General features: G+C 65.4%; 14 protein-coding genes and 1 pseudogene. 10 read left to right on the forward strand and 5 right to left on the reverse strand.

Annotated elements, in window-relative coordinates; genetic code table 11:
- Window positions 1–2 precede the first annotated feature (2 nt).
- From ACFUTU_RS02245 to map, 6 genes are read left to right on the forward strand one after another with little or no spacing between them, the layout of a single operon-like run.
- Entirely contained in the window at window positions 3–1,799 is a 1,797-nt protein-coding gene (locus ACFUTU_RS02245) for a PP2C family protein-serine/threonine phosphatase (RefSeq protein WP_377960207.1), read from the forward strand.
- Window positions 1,796–3,250, forward strand: a complete 1,455-nt coding sequence (locus ACFUTU_RS02250; RefSeq protein ID WP_377960209.1) for an FtsW/RodA/SpoVE family cell cycle protein — start codon at window positions 1,796–1,798, stop codon at window positions 3,248–3,250. The genes ACFUTU_RS02245 and ACFUTU_RS02250 overlap by 4 nt, the downstream gene beginning before the upstream one ends.
- Complete coding sequence (locus tag ACFUTU_RS02255; RefSeq protein ID WP_377960211.1) at window positions 3,247–4,701, forward strand: peptidoglycan D,D-transpeptidase FtsI family protein; 1,455 nt, start codon at window positions 3,247–3,249, stop codon at window positions 4,699–4,701. Before ACFUTU_RS02250 ends, ACFUTU_RS02255 begins: the two co-directional genes overlap by 4 nt.
- Window positions 4,698–6,542 (forward strand): protein kinase, encoded by a 1,845-nt coding sequence (locus ACFUTU_RS02260; RefSeq protein ID WP_377960213.1) that lies wholly within the window; start codon window positions 4,698–4,700, stop codon window positions 6,540–6,542. Before ACFUTU_RS02255 ends, ACFUTU_RS02260 begins: the two co-directional genes overlap by 4 nt.
- Before the next feature lie 48 nt (window positions 6,543–6,590).
- Window positions 6,591–8,483: a Stk1 family PASTA domain-containing Ser/Thr kinase gene (pknB, locus tag ACFUTU_RS02265; protein ID WP_377960215.1), complete on the forward strand. Its 1,893-nt coding sequence runs from the start codon at window positions 6,591–6,593 to the stop codon at window positions 8,481–8,483.
- A gap of 30 nt (window positions 8,484–8,513) precedes the next feature.
- Window positions 8,514–9,296, forward strand: a complete 783-nt coding sequence (map, locus tag ACFUTU_RS02270) for a type I methionyl aminopeptidase (RefSeq protein ID WP_377960217.1) — start codon at window positions 8,514–8,516, stop codon at window positions 9,294–9,296.
- Between the two features lie 22 nt (window positions 9,297–9,318).
- On the opposite strand, the gene ACFUTU_RS02275 is transcribed toward map, so the two are convergent.
- Both ACFUTU_RS02275 and ACFUTU_RS02280 read right to left on the reverse strand, forming a co-directional pair.
- Window positions 9,319–9,960, reverse strand: coding sequence for an aminodeoxychorismate/anthranilate synthase component II (locus ACFUTU_RS02275; RefSeq protein ID WP_377960219.1), 642 nt, complete (start codon window positions 9,958–9,960; stop codon window positions 9,319–9,321).
- Between the two features lie 169 nt (window positions 9,961–10,129).
- Window positions 10,130–10,915 carry a class E sortase gene (locus ACFUTU_RS02280; protein WP_377960419.1) on the reverse strand — a complete coding sequence of 262 codons (786 nt, stop codon included), beginning with the start codon at window positions 10,913–10,915 and terminating at the stop codon, window positions 10,130–10,132.
- A gap of 187 nt (window positions 10,916–11,102) precedes the next feature.
- On the opposite strand from ACFUTU_RS02280, the gene ACFUTU_RS02285 reads away from it, so the two are divergent.
- Both ACFUTU_RS02285 and ACFUTU_RS02290 read left to right on the forward strand, forming a co-directional pair.
- Entirely contained in the window at window positions 11,103–11,354 is a 252-nt protein-coding gene (locus ACFUTU_RS02285; RefSeq protein WP_377960221.1) for a cell division protein CrgA, read from the forward strand.
- A 10-nt stretch (window positions 11,355–11,364) separates the two neighbouring features.
- Complete coding sequence (locus tag ACFUTU_RS02290; protein WP_377960223.1) at window positions 11,365–11,961, forward strand: DNA-3-methyladenine glycosylase I; 597 nt, start codon at window positions 11,365–11,367, stop codon at window positions 11,959–11,961.
- A 196-nt stretch (window positions 11,962–12,157) separates the two neighbouring features.
- On the opposite strand, the pseudogene ACFUTU_RS02295 reads toward ACFUTU_RS02290, so the two are convergent.
- The 3 genes and pseudogenes from ACFUTU_RS02295 to ACFUTU_RS02305 form a co-directional block, all read right to left on the reverse strand.
- Window positions 12,158–12,624: pseudogene (locus ACFUTU_RS02295) on the reverse strand (carboxymuconolactone decarboxylase family protein).
- Between the two features lie 573 nt (window positions 12,625–13,197).
- Entirely contained in the window at window positions 13,198–14,079 is an 882-nt protein-coding gene (locus tag ACFUTU_RS02300; protein WP_377960225.1) for a rhomboid family intramembrane serine protease, read from the reverse strand.
- A gap of 4 nt (window positions 14,080–14,083) precedes the next feature.
- Complete coding sequence (locus tag ACFUTU_RS02305) at window positions 14,084–14,629, reverse strand: peptidylprolyl isomerase (protein ID WP_377960227.1); 546 nt, start codon at window positions 14,627–14,629, stop codon at window positions 14,084–14,086.
- A 156-nt stretch (window positions 14,630–14,785) separates the two neighbouring features.
- Here ACFUTU_RS02305 and ACFUTU_RS02310 point away from each other — a divergent pair, with 156 nt between their 5' ends.
- Both ACFUTU_RS02310 and ACFUTU_RS02315 read left to right on the forward strand, forming a co-directional pair.
- Complete coding sequence (locus ACFUTU_RS02310; protein WP_377960229.1) at window positions 14,786–15,778, forward strand: hypothetical protein; 993 nt, start codon at window positions 14,786–14,788, stop codon at window positions 15,776–15,778.
- 143 nt (window positions 15,779–15,921) lie between these two features.
- Window positions 15,922–16,791, forward strand: coding sequence for a glycosyltransferase (locus tag ACFUTU_RS02315; protein ID WP_377960231.1), 870 nt, complete (start codon window positions 15,922–15,924; stop codon window positions 16,789–16,791).
- Window positions 16,792–16,793 lie beyond the last annotated feature (2 nt).

Genomic DNA, 16,793 nt, shown 5'->3' on the forward strand with positions numbered 1-16,793 from the left:
CCATGGCCGCTCCGGACATGCCGGCCGGCGAGGTTCCAGCCTCACCTCGGCCCCTTATCCTGCGCTATGCGGCGCGCTCCGACGTCGGCCGCATCCGTGCGAAGAACGACGACTCCGCGTACGTTGGGCGGCATCTGGCCGTCGTCGCGGACGGCATGGGCGGCCACGCCGGCGGCGATGTTGCTTCCGCCGCCACCGTCCTGGACATGATCCACCTGGACACCGACGATTACGACGACGACGCCGGCACCGTGCTGGCCGACGAAATCCAGACCGCCAACTCGCTGCTCTCGGAACTCGTCCATATCAACCCCAAGCTGGCGGGCATGGGAACCACCGTGACCGCCCTGCTGCTGGCCGAGGGCAAGCTGCATTTCGCCCACATCGGCGACTCCCGCGCCTACCGCCTCCGTGACGGTGAGTTCGAACAGATCAGCGTGGACCACACCTTCGTCCAGCGCCTCATCGACGAGGGCCGGCTGCGCCCCGAAGAAGCGGAAACCCATCCGCACAAGAACGTCCTGATGCGCGTCCTCGGTGACGTCGACGCAAGCCCCGAACTGGATCTCGCAACCATCGACGTGCAGCCCGGGGAACGCTGGCTGCTCTGCTCTGACGGCCTGAACTACGTCGCAGGCCACGTCGTGGAGCGCACCGTGCGCGAAACCCCGGATCTGAGCGAATGCGTCGAGACGCTCGTCGACCTCACGCTTGAGGCAGGCGCGCCGGACAACGTCACCGTTGTCATGGTGGAAATCGCGGAGGAGACGCCCGACGACGTCAGTACCGCCGCCGTCGACATCGTCCCTGACGCCGGACAACCGGAAGCAATCACCGGGACAAAGGCCGCCACCCAGGGTGACACTCCCGCTGCCGCCACCGGCAGCCCGGACTCCGGGCTTCCGCCCTCCCCTCCGGCCGCAGCCCCCGTGTCCGCCGGCTCCGCGGCGGACAGTACCTCCGGGCCTGACAGTGCGCCCGGGCCCGACGGAACAGGCGGGACTTCCGGCAAGCCATCGGATGAACCGGCCACCAGCACCGACCCGCACCTGGGTGAGCACCTGTCCGCGGAGGTGCTGCGCGAGGAGCTTTCCTCCCGCCCGCACATCCTCGTCGGCGCAGCCGTCGCTGCCGCCGAAACAGGCTCCATCCCCACGATTGCCGGCCGGACGGTTGCCCGCCGCGCGGCCACCGTGCTCACGCACAAGTCGGACCAGGCCCGCGACGAGGCGGAGGAGTTCACGCCCGCCCGGCGCCCGCGCCGCTGGCTCACCCTGGGAATCGCCGGCGCCGCACTCCTGGTCCTCGCCGTCGGCCTCTGGCTCGGATATGCCTGGACGCAGACCCGCTACTACATCGGTGAATTTGACCAGCGGGTGGCCATCTTCAACGGCGTCTCCCAGCGCCTCGGGCCCATCCAGCTTTCCACCCTCGAAGCTGTCACCGACATCCGGATGGATTCGCTGCCGCAGTTCTCCCAGCAGCGGGTCCGCCAGACGGTTCCGGCGCGGGATCTCTATGATGCGCAGCGGATCGTCAAGAACCTCGAACGCACGGGCAGCACGGCTCCGCCGGATGAGTGCCTGACTCCGTCGCCCACGGCAACAGCGTCGGCCTCGCCGAAGGCCACCTCCACCGCCAAGGGAACCGCGACGGCCAAGGCCACCGCCACCCCGAAGCCGACAACCTCGGCCTCTCCAAAGGCGACGTCAACCGCCAGCCCGACGGCGTCGCCCACCGCAACAGCCGGAGCCTCGGCCGTACCCACCCCAACCGCTACCTGTGAGGGGGGCCAATGAGCCACGCCGACACCATGCCCAAACCCCGGCGCAACGTGGAACTGCTGCTGCTCCTGCTCGCTTTGTCAGTGAGCATCGGCGCCAATGCGCTGACCAGCATCGATGAACAGACCTCGCTGGATACGGACTTCTGGTTCCAGTCCAGCCTGCTAGCCGTCGCGTCCCTGGTGTTCCACGTTGTCCTCAGGCTGCGGGCGAAATATGCGGATCCGGTAATACTTCCCCTGGTGGTCGCCTTGAACGGCCTCGGCCTGGCGATGATCCACCGCCTTGATGCACCGGGCGACGATACCGGCAATAACCAGCTGCGCTGGACCCTCATCGCCATGGCTGTTGCCATCGCCGTCATCTGGTTCCTCAAGGACCACCGGATCCTGCGCCGTTTTACCTACATTTCCCTGGCTGTCAGCGCCCTGCTCCTGATCCTGCCCCTGGTCCCGGGCATCTCCGCCGGCGAGATCCTCGGCGCCCGGGTCTGGATCCGCCTCGGCCCGATGACGTTCCAGCCGGGTGAAGTCGCCAAGATTACCCTCGCCATATTCTTTGCCGGGTATCTTTCGTCGAACCGCGACCTCATCATGCTGGCCGGACGCAAGATCGGCCCCATACAGTTCCCGCGGTTCAAGGACATGGGTCCCATGATCACGGCCTGGCTCGTGAGCATCGGGGTGCTCATCTTCCAGCGCGACCTCGGATCGTCCGTGCTGTTCTTTGGCCTGTTCATCGTCATGATCTACGTCGCCACGAGCCGCATCAGCTGGGTGGTCATCGGCCTCACCCTGATCCTCGGCGGCGGTTTCGTCGCGTCCAGGGTCTTCTCGCACGTGGCCCTGCGCGTCGACAGCTGGCTCAATGCCTTCACCGAGGAAGTCTTCGGACGCTCCCCGGGCGGCAGCGGCCAGATCGTGGAAGGCCTCTTCGGCATGGCCAGCGGCGGACTCGTCGGAACCGGGCTCGGACAGGGCCGGCCCAACCTGGTGCCATTTGCCAACAGCGACATGATCATCGCCTCCTTCGGTGAGGAACTGGGCCTCATAGGGCTGTTCGCCATTGTGATGATGTATCTGCTGCTCTTCACCCGCGGCTTCCGCGCCGCCCTCGGTACCCGCGATGCCTTCGGCAAGCTCCTCGCCTGCGGCCTCTCCTTCGCCGTCGCGCTGCAGTGCTTCGTGGTGATCGGCGGCGTCACCCGCCTGATCCCGTTGACGGGCCTCACCACGCCGTTCCTCGCAGCGGGTGGCTCATCGCTGCTGGCCAACTGGATCATCGTCGGCCTGCTGTTGATGATTTCGCACACGGCACGGGGCCCGGTGGACACCACTCCGATGCAGCCCGGCCGGACACCTGAAGCGCAGAAGCCCGCGACCCTGCCGGGGACCGGAAACCGGCAGGACCGGAACGCCACCCAGACACTTCCAGACGCTCCCACCGAGGCGGTGAAACACCTGTGAACCAGGCCATTCGACACTCATGGATCGCCGCGATCGCGATGTTCGCCCTGATTTTCGGTGCGATCAGCTACGTCCAGGTGGTGGGCGCCGACGAACTCAAGGCCAACCCCTGGAACCGCCGCGCCATCCTGCAGAACTACTGCAACGACCGCGGCGCGATCCTCGTGGGCGGCTCCGCCATCGCAGAATCGGTGCCGGGCAATGAGTCCTGCAAGTTCCAGCGCCGCTACAACCAGCCGGAGCTGTATGCCGGGCTGACCGGATACTTCTCGCGCAGTTACGGTGTCACCGGCCTCGAACAGTCCATGGATGCACAGCTGGCCGGAAGTTCGGACCAGCTCTTCCTGGACCGGATCGGGCAGCTCTTCCTGGGAAACCAGCCCAAGGGTGCGTCCGTCGAGCTCACCATCGACCCGGAAATCCAGAAGCTGGCGTACGACCTCATTCCGGACGGCCAGCGCGGCTCGATCGTGGTGACCGACCCCAAGACGGGCAACATCCTGGCCATGGTCAGCAAGCCGTCCTACGATCCCAACCTGATCGCCACCCAGGACATCGCCAAGGAACAGGCTGCCTACAACGAGGCCATCAAGATCCCGGGCGTCAACCTGAACCCCTCGGTCAGCGGCCCCACGGGTGCCCTGCTGGCGCCGGGCTCCGTCTTCAAACTGGTGGACACGGCGGCTGCCCTGAACTCCGGCAAGTACAACGCCGACAGTGTTCTGCCCAACCCGGCCCAGATGAGCTTCCCGGGCATCCAGTACCAGCTGCCCAACTACGCCGGCGGCAACTGCTACACCCGGAGCACGGCCAGCTTCGCGTTCGCCCTGCAGCAGTCGTGCAACACCCCCTTCGCGAGCATCGCCAGGGATCTTGGGGAAAACGCGATCGCACAGCAGGCCAGCAAGTTTGGCTTCGACCAGGAGCTGGGTGACCAGCTCAAGCTGGACTACCAGAAGAGCGTCTTCCCCCGGGACCTGGACGCCGCCGGACTGGCGCAGTCGGCCATTGGCCAGCGCGATGTCCGTGCGACGCCGCTCCAGATCGCACTGATGACCTCGGCCATTGCCAACGGCGGCGTGCAGATGGCTCCGAACCTGATCAAGGCAGTACGTTCCCCGGACCTCAGGGTCATTGACGAACCGAAGCCGGTGGCTTTGCGAACCTCGACGACTCCGGAGATCGCAGGACAGATCACCGAGTGGATGACCAGCGTGGTCAGCGAGGGCATCGGTTCAGGGGCCGGCATTCCCGGGGTCCAGGTTGCCGGCAAAACCGGCACCGCCGAGCTGGGGAACGGCCTGAACAACTCGTGGTTTACGGGCTTCGCCCCGGCCAACGATCCGCAAGTGTCCGTCACCGTCGTGATGCAGGGCGTGGACATCACCACCGGAGCACAGCTAACCAGTCCGAACGCAAAGAAGATTTTTGAGGCGGTGTTGAATAAGTGAGGCCTACATCGGGAATCACCCTCGGCGGCAGGTTCCAGCTGACCACGCGTATTGCGATCGGCGGCATGGGTGAAGTCTGGAAGGCCAAGGACCTTATCCTGGGCAGGATCGTGGCCATCAAGGTACTCAAAGAGGAGTACACGGGTGACCCCGGCTTCCTCCAGCGCTTCCGTGCCGAAGCCCGCCACACCGCCCTCCTCAACCACGTGGGCATCGCCAACGTCTTCGACTACGGCGAGGAGGAAGGCTCTGCCTACCTGGTGATGGAGCTGGTTCCCGGCCAGCCGCTGAGCAGCATCATCGAGCACGAGCAGGTCCTTTCGCCGGACCGCACACTGTCCATCATGGCGCAGACGGCGCGGGCCCTTTCCGTGGCCCACGCCCAGGGCCTGGTGCACCGTGACGTGAAGCCCGGAAACCTGCTGATCACCCCCGACGGCCGGGTCAAGGTGACCGATTTCGGCATCGCGCGCCTTGCGGACCAGGTGCCGCTGACCCAGACCGGCCAGGTCATGGGCACCGCCCAGTACCTCGCCCCGGAACAGGCCACCGGCCAGACCGCCACCGGCGCCTCCGACATCTACTCGCTCGGCGTGATCGGCTACGAGTGCCTCACCGGGCACCGGCCTTTCTCCGGCGAATCCCAGATTGCCATCGCCCTGGCCCAGGTAAACGATGCGCCGCCGCCCCTGCCCGAATCGCTGCCCAAGCCGGTCCGCGCACTCCTGATGTCCATGCTGGCCAAGGACCCGAAGAACCGCCCGGCCAACGCGATCAAGCTGGCAGAGGCGGCAGAGGCCATCCGCAACGGTGACATCCCTGCGGCCCACGCGGCCGTGCCCGGAATGCTCCTGTTCGAAGGGGGCGCCGATGCCATGACGGCCCCGGTGAATATCGCCACGGCACCCACCGGCGTGATTGCTTCGGAGAAAAACACGACGGCGGCCACCTCGGCACTGCCCGTGCTGGGCGCCGCGGCCGCGGGCGCGGCTGCCGGCGGGGCAGCCGCTGCCGGGGACACAGATGGCGCCCCCACCCGGGCGGGGAGCACGCTGTCGCGTGCCGATGCCGCCCTGGCGGCCGAGCGCAGCTGGGACCAGGAACCGGAACGGTACGACGACGAACCCGGGGATGAGCCCGAGCGCCGGAAGCGCAGCCCCTGGACCTGGCCGCTGATTGCCCTGATCCTGCTGGTGCTGTTCGCCGTCGCCGGCATCCTGCTGAGCCAGGCGGGCTTCCTGTTCCCGGGCCAGAACCCCGCCGCCACCACGTCGGGCACGCCCAGCCGCAGTGTGACCACGAGTTCCACGCCCACACCGACGCAGACGTCGCAGACACCGACGCCCACCCCGACGCCGACGCAGACCACACCCGAGGCCATCAACCTGATTCCCGACGCATACCTCGGCAGGCAGTTCAGCGACGTCCGCTCCGAACTGATCGCACTTGGCCTGCAGGTCGACGGCAAGGAAGTCTTCGACCCTGCCACTCCCGGCACCGTCACGGACCTCAATCCAACGGGACCGGTACAGCCTGGGCGCACCATCACAGTCACCTACTCCAAGGGGCCGAAACAAATCAGCGTCCCTGACATCAGCACGGGCAGCAGTGAGGCCGAGGTGCAGTCAGCCATTGAGAAGGCCGGACTGCGCTGGCAAAAGGGTGCAGACGAGCCCGGCGAACCCGGCCAGGACGCCGGAACCTTTGTCCGGTCCGAGCCCGAAAGCGGCCGTGAGGTCGATGCCGGGTCGGTGGTGACCTACCACCTGTCCGAGGCGCTGATCCCGACGCCGTCGACCACACCCACGCCAACTCCAAGCGGCTCACCGACCGGAAGCTAAGCCGTGACCACGCCACGAACTCCGTCACACCGGGAAGACAACATCCCGGTGACCAGTCAGCGCGTCCTGAGCGGACGCTATGAACTCGGGGACCTCATCGGCCGCGGGGGCATGGCCGACGTGCACCGTGGCCTGGACACCCGGCTGGGCCGGACGGTCGCCGTCAAGCTGCTCCGCCCCGACCTGGCCCGGGATCCCCAGTTCCAGGCACGGTTCAAGCGCGAGGCCCAGGCCGTAGCCGCCCTGAACCACCCGTCCATCGTGGCCATCTACGACACCGGCGAACACACCGTGACGGGCGATGCGCACGACCAGGTCCGCGTTCCGTACATCGTCATGGAATTCGTGGCAGGCAAGACCCTCCGTGACCTGATCCGGGCCAGCGACATCACCATCGACCAGGCCGTGGAATACACCCTGGGGGTCCTTTCTGCGCTGGAATACAGCCACAAGGCCGGCATCGTTCACCGGGACATCAAGCCGGCGAACGTGATGTACTGCGAAAACTCGGACATGGTGAAGGTCATGGACTTCGGCATTGCCCGCGCGGTTGCCGATTCCGCGGCAACGATGACGCAGACTCAGGCCGTGGTGGGCACGGCCCAGTACCTGTCGCCGGAGCAGGCGCGCGGCGAAGCCGTGGATGCCCGGAGTGACCTGTACTCGGCAGGCTGCCTGCTGTACGAAACGCTGACCGGACGCCCGCCCTTCGTAGGCGAAAGCCCCGTATCTGTGGCCTACCAGCACGTCCGTGAGAAGCCCGAACCGCCCAGTACCTATAACCCGGAGATTTCCGGGGCGCTGGACAGCGTGCTGGAAAAGGCGCTGCAGAAGAACCGTGCCGACCGGTTCCAGGACGCGGCGGCCTTCCGCCGTGCGCTCCGGGCGGCGAAGAACGGAATTGCCGTTCCGGCACTGTCGCCCAGCGAAGCGCCGACGGATCCCAACGACATTCCTGAGCCGCGCCGCACGCCCCCCACGGAAGCGTTTTCAATGACCGGGGCCAGTTTCCTCGACGACGTCCCCGCTGGCCGCCTGCACCGCACCCGGGACACCGACCCCGATGAATCCGTGCTGCCGGTGGAGGCAGCGGCCGTGTACGAAACGGCCGACCACGACGAGCTTCCGCTTGGTCTGCCCCGCGAACGCGAGCGGTCGGGCCTGCAGAAGTCCCGGCGTCGGGCCTGGATCACCACCTTCGTGATCTTCACGCTTCTGGTGCTGGCCGGCGGCGGCCTGTGGTTCTACAACTTCCTCAACCAGCCGCCCGCCGAGCCGCTGCGGGTTGCTATTCCCTCGGTGGAGAAGCTTTCCGAATCAGAGGCGCTGCAGGCTCTCTACGACGCCAAACTGCGGCCCCAGATCAAGCGCGTGCAGCACGACTCGATCGCCGAGGGCACCGCCATCGGCACCGCACCGCCGGCGGGATCATCGCTGGAACCGAACTCGGACGTGGTCCTGAACATCTCGGCGGGCCCGAGTGCCGTCAAGATCCCGGCGACGCTGCCGGGACGGACGGAGGCGGCAGCCCGCGATATCCTGCGGCAGGCGGGACTGGTGGGTGCACCGTCCACCACCATGGCCAACAGCGCCACAGTTCCGGCCGGCCTGGTGATCACGACCAAGCCGGCTCCCGGCCAGCAGGTGGCGGTGGGCAGCACCGTGGAGATCGTGATCTCCACGGGGAAGGTGGCCATGCCGGAGCTGCGCGGCATGACCCGTGCCGAGGCGGAGGCCGCGCTCAAGGAGCTCGGCCTGGTTGCCGTGATCAATGAGGTGGAAAACTCGCAGGTCCAGCCCGGCAAGGTGACGGGCCAGAGTGATCCGCTCAACTCGCTGGTCGAACAGGGCAAGGCCATTACGGTGACGGTATCCAAGGCCCCGGTCCCGGAGCCCACCCCGACGCCGACGGCGACGCCCGAACCCACCAAGGGAAAATAGCGGCGCCGGGCTGCAGAAGAAAGGCGAGACATGATCGAGATCCTAAATCCTGCCGAACTGGCCCGGGCAAAAGAGACAGGGGCCCTGGTGGCCGACATCCTGCAGACACTGAAGCGCCGCACCGGGCCGGGCACGAACCTCCTGGACATCGACCGGTGGACGGCGGACATGATCCGTGAAGCCGCCGCGGAGTCCTGCTACGTGGACTATGCGCCATCGTTCGGACGCGGGCCGTTCGGCCACTACGTCTGCACGGCCGTCAACGACGCCGTGCTCCACGGTCTGCCGCACGACTACACCCTTGCCGACGGGGATCTGCTGACACTCGACCTCGCAGTCTCCAAGCGAGGGGTGGCTGCAGACTCCGCCATCAGCTTCGTCGTGGGCGACTCAACGCATCCGGAGAGCCTCTCGATGATCAACGCAACCGAGCGCGCGCTGGCCGCAGGGATAGCGGCTGCCGGTCCCGGAGCCCATATCGGCGACATCTCCCATGCCATCGGGTCGGTCCTCAGTGAGGCGGGGTACCCCATCAACACCCAGTTCGGCGGTCACGGCATCGGATCCACCATGCACCAGGACCCGCACGTGCCGAACACCGGACGCCCCGGCCGCGGGTACAGGCTGCGCCCCGGGCTGCTGCTTGCACTGGAACCGTGGGTCATGGCCGACACCGACGAACTCGTCACTGATGCCGACGGCTGGACGCTCCGGAGCGCCACGGGCTGCCGGACGGCCCACAGTGAGCACACGATCGCCATCACGAACGAGGGAGCCGAGATCCTCACCCTGCCATCGCAGCCCCGGCCCTGACGCGAGGACCCGGCTTGCAGTCCTAGTGCTGGATGAGCGGGCTGAGCTTTGCGGCGCGTTCGGCCGCACCCTTCATGCCCAGCGACTCGAGCCAGTTGCCCAGCATCTGGTAGCCGCCCTCGGTAAGCACTGATTCGGGGTGGAACTGTACGCCGCACAGCGGTGCGGTGCGGTGCTGCAGCCCCATGATCACGCCGCTGGCAGTTTCCGCTGTCACCTCGAGGATCTCCGGAATCGTCTCGCGGACGGCGGCCAGGGAATGGTAGCGCGTGGCCGTCACGGGGGAGGGGAGCCCGGCAAAAACGCTCGCCCCGCCGTGCTGGACCAGCGAGGTCTTGCCGTGCATGAGCTCCGGAGCGTGGGTCACTGTTCCGCCGTATGCTTCAGCCAGGGCCTGGTGCCCAAGGCAGACGCCGAACATCGGCTTGGTCTGCTCTCCGCACCAGCGGATCAGCTCAATGCAGACCCCTGCTTCGGACGGCGAACCCGGGCCGGGCGAGATAAGCACGCCGTCGCGCGTTTCCGCCATTTCCATCGCTTCGGCGAGGGTCACATCATCATTGCGGACCACTGTTGTCTCGGCGCCCAGCTCCTGGAGGTAGCCCACCAGGGTGTAGACGAAGCTGTCGTAGTTGTCCACGACGAGGATCTTTGCTGTGCTCATGGGTTTCTTGGCGCACCAATCGTTGAGTCGGTGAATTGGGTGAACTGGGACATCCAGGGGAAAAGGAACTCGACCATCAGTAACAGGGCGCCGGCAACCAGCACCAGCGACGTGAGGATGCGAAGCCACAGGGGCCCGGGGAGATGGCGGAATATCCAGCCGTACATGCCTAGCCTTCCCCTCGTGCGCGTGCCACCTGGTCTGCAATCTCCGCAGGCGGTCCCGCCGAGGCCGGCTGCCAGTGATCCAGCACCGAATAGGCGATGATCCGTTCCTCGGATCCGAAGCGGGGATTGCAGCTGGTCATGGTGAGAAGTCTTTCGGTGGGCCGCACCCCTGGCTGGTTGGGCACAGGCAGGAGGACGTCGGCTTCGCTCGGCAGAACGATCCGGTTATTGCGGAAGACGTAGACGTAGTACCCGTCCCGCGTCTGGACGTAGATCTTGTCCCCGGGTACCAGCGTGTGGATGTTGTCCAGCACGGCGCCGTGCGTCTGCCGGTGGCCTGCTACGGCGAAGTTGCCCACTGCGCCCGGCATGGAGGTGTTGCCGTAATGGCCAAGGCCCAGGGTGTCCAGGACGTCGCCGCTGGTGCCTTCGACGATGGGCCGGGTGTAGTTCCCGCCGAACCGGGGGATGTACATGATGCCGATGGTGCCGCCGTGCCCGGGTGCCTCTCCCACGACGGGCGCTCCGTAATTCTTCGGGCGCTCAGCCGCCGTGCCGCCCGTCGCAGTCGGCCCGGGTGCCGGGGCCACCGGTCCGCCCAAGTCACGGGCAAAGTCCTTGACCGCGGCGCTCTGCTTGGCGTCGGACTCCACATTGGTCCACCACAGCTGCCATGCGACAAACAACAGCAGCACTATGCCGGCGGTGATGAGAAGCTCACCGAAGATCTGGACGGCTTTGCGCAGGATGACGACGCCGGCGGGCGGCTTGGCGGTGGCCGTCACCATCTCCTGCACTTCCACGCGATCTCCTCCAAGGCGGTTGCAGGGCACCGGCGCGGACTGAAGTACAGCTAGAATTGGCTGCTAGTAAGACTTCAGACCTGACCAAGAGTGCGCAGACCGCCGGCAATCCCCTTCCAGCAGGATATCAAGCCACGGTCCATCCTCTTGATTCAGCCGCCAAGGAGGACATGTGCCCGAGTCAAAGCCACGCAAGAAGACTGCCCGTCCGGCCGAGCCCGTCTCCACCCAGGCCTACAAGCCGAACCCCGTCTGGTTCAAGCCCGTCATGTTTGGCTTGATGATCATCGGCCTGCTCTGGATCATCACCTTCTACATCAGCGAGGGCCAGCTGCCCGTGCAGGCGTGGGAATCCTGGAACATCCTGGCCGGGTTCGGCATTGCGATCGTCGGATTCCTGATGACCACGCGCTGGCGCTCCTGAGCAGACGCCCATGACCGCGGAAGGCATCATCGTCGGCGAGGATGGCCTGGCACGTCCGGTGTGGGCATCCACCGACCCCCTTCTGCGCGAGTATTACGACACTGAGTGGGGCCTGCCCGTCAGGGATGAGCAGGGCCTCTACGAGCGCATTAGCCTGGAAGCTTTCCAGGCCGGCCTCTCGTGGGCGACGATCCTGCGCAAACGCCCGGCTTTCCGTGCAGCCTTTGACAACTTTCGCCCCGATACCGTGGCTGCTTTTACCGAGAGCGACGTTGAGCGCCTCCTTCAGGATCGCGGCATTGTGCGCAACCGCCTCAAGATCCGTGCCGCGGTCACCAATGCCCGGGCCACCATCGCACTGCGGGACGAGGGCGGCCTCGTTAACTTCGTCTGGGGCTTCCAGCCGGAGTCAACCCCTGCCCCCGTCACCTACGCCGACGTGCCCACCACGTCCCCCGAGTCCATCGCCCTCTCCAAGGCGCTGCGGAAGAAGGGCTTCGCCTTCGTGGGCCCCACCACCATGTTCGCCCTGATGGAAGCCATTGGCATGGTGGACACCCATCTTGTGGACAGCCACCGCCGGGGGACCTCCGGCGTTTGGGTATAACCGCCGCCAATCGCGCAACGGCCGGCCTGCACCCGCCGGTCCACAGATGTTGGTAAAGATATCCACAGTGTTGATAAGTTCATCCGCCGGAATGGTGGAAGAGGCGCCGCGTGCCCGGCTGGCGGCGTGCGGCAAGGGAAACTTGCATTTTCCAAGTTATTAACAGTTGTGGAAACCGCTGTGGAAAACGTCGCGGTTAGCCTTTTTCCGGCCGCACAGGATGCTGGCTGGTGATGGAAACGCGGTTGAAGGCATTCATCGCGATGGCCAGCCAGCTCACCGCGGAGTACTGCTCCTCCGTGAGGTGCTCCCGGGCATCAGCGTCTTCCAGATCGCGCGTGCGGGCGTCCGGCAGGACCGTGATGTCTCCGCGAGGGCCAGCGCGGCACGCTCCCGGTCCGCAAACACCTCCGTATCCCGCCAGGCCGGGAGAACGGCCAGCCGCTGGGTGGATTCGCCGCCCTTGACGGCATCCGCGACGTGCATGTCGAGGCAATACGCACAGCCGTTGATCTGGGATATGCGTACGTTGAGCAGCTCCGTGAGCCGGGCATCCAATCCGGCCTCCAGCATCGCTTCCTTGGCCTTTAGCCCCAGCCCGTTCAGCGCCCGCCAGGCCGCGGGGTGGTGCTTGTCCAGGAAGATGTGGCTGTGCGTACTCACTCATAACTCCTTGCAGATGCCCTCGTCGTGTCTGTCAGACATTACACGGCATGCTGCTGCCTCCAGGGCGGGTTATCCACTTAGCAACAGGCGGCTACCCACAAGTTATCCACAGCTGGGGAAAAGTTGTGGGGATGGTGGGCTTTAACGGCGCGGTTTAGGCTGTCTGCGGCCTTCAGTGGTCGGAACGGCGCGCCCGGGAGTTATTAACAGTGTGAATAACCCTGTTGAAAGCCGTCCCGCTGAGTCCCCTGAGATCCTTGCTACTGCGTTCTTATCCCCAGAGTGCGCTGAAGTGTTGATGACCGGACCGAGTTCTCCACTTAACCACAGCCCCGGGCGGCCAAGTTATCCACAGGTGTGGACTCGTGCGTGCATATCCTCGGAAGCACCGCCGTCGGCCCGGTTTTCCGCGGAAATCTCATTGACTTACAGGTGTGTAAGTTATTAACAGTGTGGATAACCGCTGTGGAAAACCTTCAGGCTGCTCCGCCTGCGGCCTTGGTTCCAGGCACAAAAAATGCCCCCGCTTCGGAAAGCAGGGGCATTGCGGGGGAGCGGCTGGCAGGCCTGTCAGGTAGCCACAAGCACCCGGTACCAGGAAACGACCACCAGCAGGGCCAGGACCAGCGCCAGACCTCCCGCCTGGAGGACGTGCCGCCGGGGACTCCGGGGAACGTAGGCAATCACGGCCGCGCACAGGGCGCCGGTGACAAAACCGCCAAGGTGGGCCTGCCAGGCAATCTGCGGCACCATGAAGCCAATGACGCCATTGATCGCGATCAGTACCCACAGCTGCCTCGTCTCGCCGCCGCGGTGGCGCTGCACCACGAGCATGGCACCGAACAGCCCGAAAATCGCACCTGAGGCGCCGACCAGTCCAACAGGCCCGCCCTCGGGCAGAATCGGCGTCAGAAGCAGGTAACCCACCGATCCGCCGATGGCGGACAGCAGGTACACGGCAAGGAAACGGACCCGCCCCAACAGCGGCTCGAGCGCCTGCCCGAAAATCCACAGTGTGTACATGTTCAGCACGATGTGGAGCAGGAAGCCCTGGGAATGCAGAAATGCCGATGTCAGCATGCGCCAGGGCTGGAACACCCCGTACTCGGGTGTGGCGTAGACGGAGGCGTAGGCGAGCGTCCGGTACACCGCATTGCCCGGAAGTATCCACTGCAAAACAAACAGCAGCGCGCATGCGGCGATGATCGCAAACGTCACCACAGGCTTGCCCGACGCAATGGCACCGCCATAGACGGTCCGGGCAGTCGGCGTCGTACGCTTTGCTTCGTTGACGCAGTCAACGCATTGGAATCCGACGGCGGCCGCGCGCTGGCACTCGGGGCATGCCGGCCGCCCGCAACGCTGGCAGCTGACATACGAGGGCCGGTCCGGGTGCCGCGGGCACACCGGAACCTGCGCGGACGGTTCCGCCGCCGGAGTTCCGTAGCTCATGTGGCTAGAGCTGCTCGATGTCGATGCTGTTGATGGTTACATCTTCAACGGGACGGTCGCCCATGCCGGTCCGGACACCTTCAATGGCGTCCACAACCTTCTTGGATTCGTCATCGGCAACTTCGCCGAAGATGCTGTGCTTGCCCTGCAGCCAGTCGGTGGGGATGGTGGTGATGAAGAACTGTGAACCGTTGGTTCCCTTGCCCATCTGGATGCCGGCGTTGGCCATGGCCAGCTTGTAAGGAGCGTTGAAGCTCAGCTCGGGGTGGATCTCGTCGTCAAAGCGGTACCCCGGTCCGCCGGTGCCGCGGCCCAGCGGATCGCCGGCCTGGATCATGAAGTCCTTAATGATGCGGTGGAAGATGGTGCCGTTGTAGAGCGGCGTACCGGTCTTGTCCTCGCCGGTCTCCGGGTGGGTCCAGGCCTGCTCGCCAGTGGCCAGCCCGATGAAGTTCTTAACAGTCTTAGGCGCGTGGTTGCCAAAGAGGTTCACGACGATGTCGCCGAGGCTGGTGTGGATGGTCGCTTTTGCAGTTGCTGTGGCAGTCATAGGGCCATTCTTTCACGGCGGGTCAACGCGGACCGGGGGCGAAAAGACAGTTCCGCGCTCGGTGAAATCCACCGTGAATCCGCGGCGAGGATAGCAGCGCGGCTATTCGTGCACGTAGGCTAACAACAGAACCGTCACATTAATCGGGAGGTAGTTGTGAAGAAATCGGATCGTATTGCCCGCGAACTGGAGTTGTCGGTCAGTTCCGCAGTGGAAAATGCAAAAGACCGCGTGGAAGCAGCAGTGGATTGGGCTGTTCCCCGCCTGCAGCAGGGTCTTGACACCGCTTCCCCCAAAATCCAGGAAGGGCTGAAGGTAGCGGCCCACAACCTCGCCGACGGAGTCGCCACGGTCACGCCCCGGATCCAGGACGGCCTGGCACAGCTTGCCCCGAAGATCCACGACGTCGTTGAGGGAGCCACACCCCGCATGCACGAGGCACTGGACCGGGCCACGCCGGTTATCGCCCAGGCCCGCGACCGCGTTGTGGTTGAGTACCTTCCCCGGCTCTCCGACCAGATCGGTACCGCCTCCGAGGCCGTCCACCGTACGCTCGAGGGAACCCCGGCCCGGGTTGACGCCGTTGCCCAGAAGCTCGGCGACGTTGGCATTATCCACGCCATCCAGGAACAGGCACACGTGGCCGGCGGGCACCTCAAGTCAGCCGCCAGTGAGGCCAGCCGCGCAGTGACGGGCAAGACGCTGGTGGTGGAACCTCCGAAGCCGAAGAAGCGCGGCCTCCTCATCTTCGGCGTGATCACCGCGGCCGTGGCCGCCGGCGTGGCGGCGTGGAAGGCATCAAAGCCGGTCGAGGACCCGTGGAAGACTCCCGCTCCGGTAACGCCCGCGCCGTCGACTCCGGAGGTGACCACTCCTGCAGCCTCCGGCACCGGCGTTGGATCGGCCGCGGAGACGCCGGCCCCGGTTCCGGCCACCCCGGCTTCCGACTCTGCCCCCGCCGCCGGTGAAACGCCGCTGGATGCAGCCTTCGCCCTGGCTGCCGAGGATGAAGCAGAAACCTCCGTTGACAAGGCAAAGCACGTCGCTGAGGACTCTGATTCCGACGCCGGGGAAGTCGCCACCGATGCCAAGTCCGCGGTGAAGAACATCGCCTCGAACATCGAGAACGACGCCGACAAGAAGGCTTAGCCAGCGCCCGCAAAGGGCCGTCGCAGGAGGGGTTCCGCAGCCGCGGGGCCCCTCTTGCTGTCTCTGAACGAGCGTCTCCACACGTCGCTGCTCAACGCGCCAGTGCCGCCGGGTTGGAAAGCATCGGTGCTAAGTTTGAGGTGATGTCACCCGATAGATCCGCAGAGGATGCCTTGACTGACACTGAGCCGCGCGTATCGATTGTTATCCCGGCCTACAACGAGGAAAGTGTCATCCGGCAGTGCCTGATCGCGGCGGTCTACCAGTCGGTTCCGGCGCACGAGATCATCGTGGTGGACAATATGTCCAAGGACCGCACGGCATCGATCGTCACGCAGATGCAGCAGGAATACCCGGAAAGCCCCATCATTCTGCTCCGGCAGGACAAAGAGCAGGGACTGATCCCCACCCGCAACTTCGGCCTGGACAACGCTACGGGGGACATCCTCGGCCGGATCGACGCCGACTCAGTGGTGGAACCTGACTGGGTGGAGCAGGTGCAAAAGGCCTTCGAGGATGTTTCCACCTCGGCCGCCACCGGGCCGGTGGTCTACTACGACATGCCGATGCGGCGTTTCGGCCTCAAGGCGGATGACAAGATGCGCCAGCTGATGCTGAAACTGGCCAAGCACCAGTACCACTTCCTGTTCGGGTCCAACATGGCCCTCCGCCGGTCCGCCTGGGAGACCATCCGCAGCGAAACCTGCCGGGACGAAAAGGACGAGATGCATGAGGACATCGACCTGTCCCTGCATCTGGCCGACCACGACCTGAAGGTCCAGTACTGGCCGCAGATGGTTTCCGGGATGTCTGCCCGGCGGCTCGAGGACTCACCCCGCGACTACCGGTACTACGTGACGCGCTTCGACCGGACCTACAAGGCCCACAACGTGAAGAAGATGGCCCTGAAGGCACCGATGGTGGTGTTCTTCTCGGTCTACTTCCCGGCGAAGCTCCTGCGCGCGATCCACACCGTCAACACCAGCCAGCCTGTGCGCCGCGGCGGACAGTAACC

It is taken from the genome of Arthrobacter sp. NPDC057388 (assembly GCF_042668165.1).
Classification (GTDB): domain Bacteria; phylum Actinomycetota; class Actinomycetes; order Actinomycetales; family Micrococcaceae; genus Arthrobacter.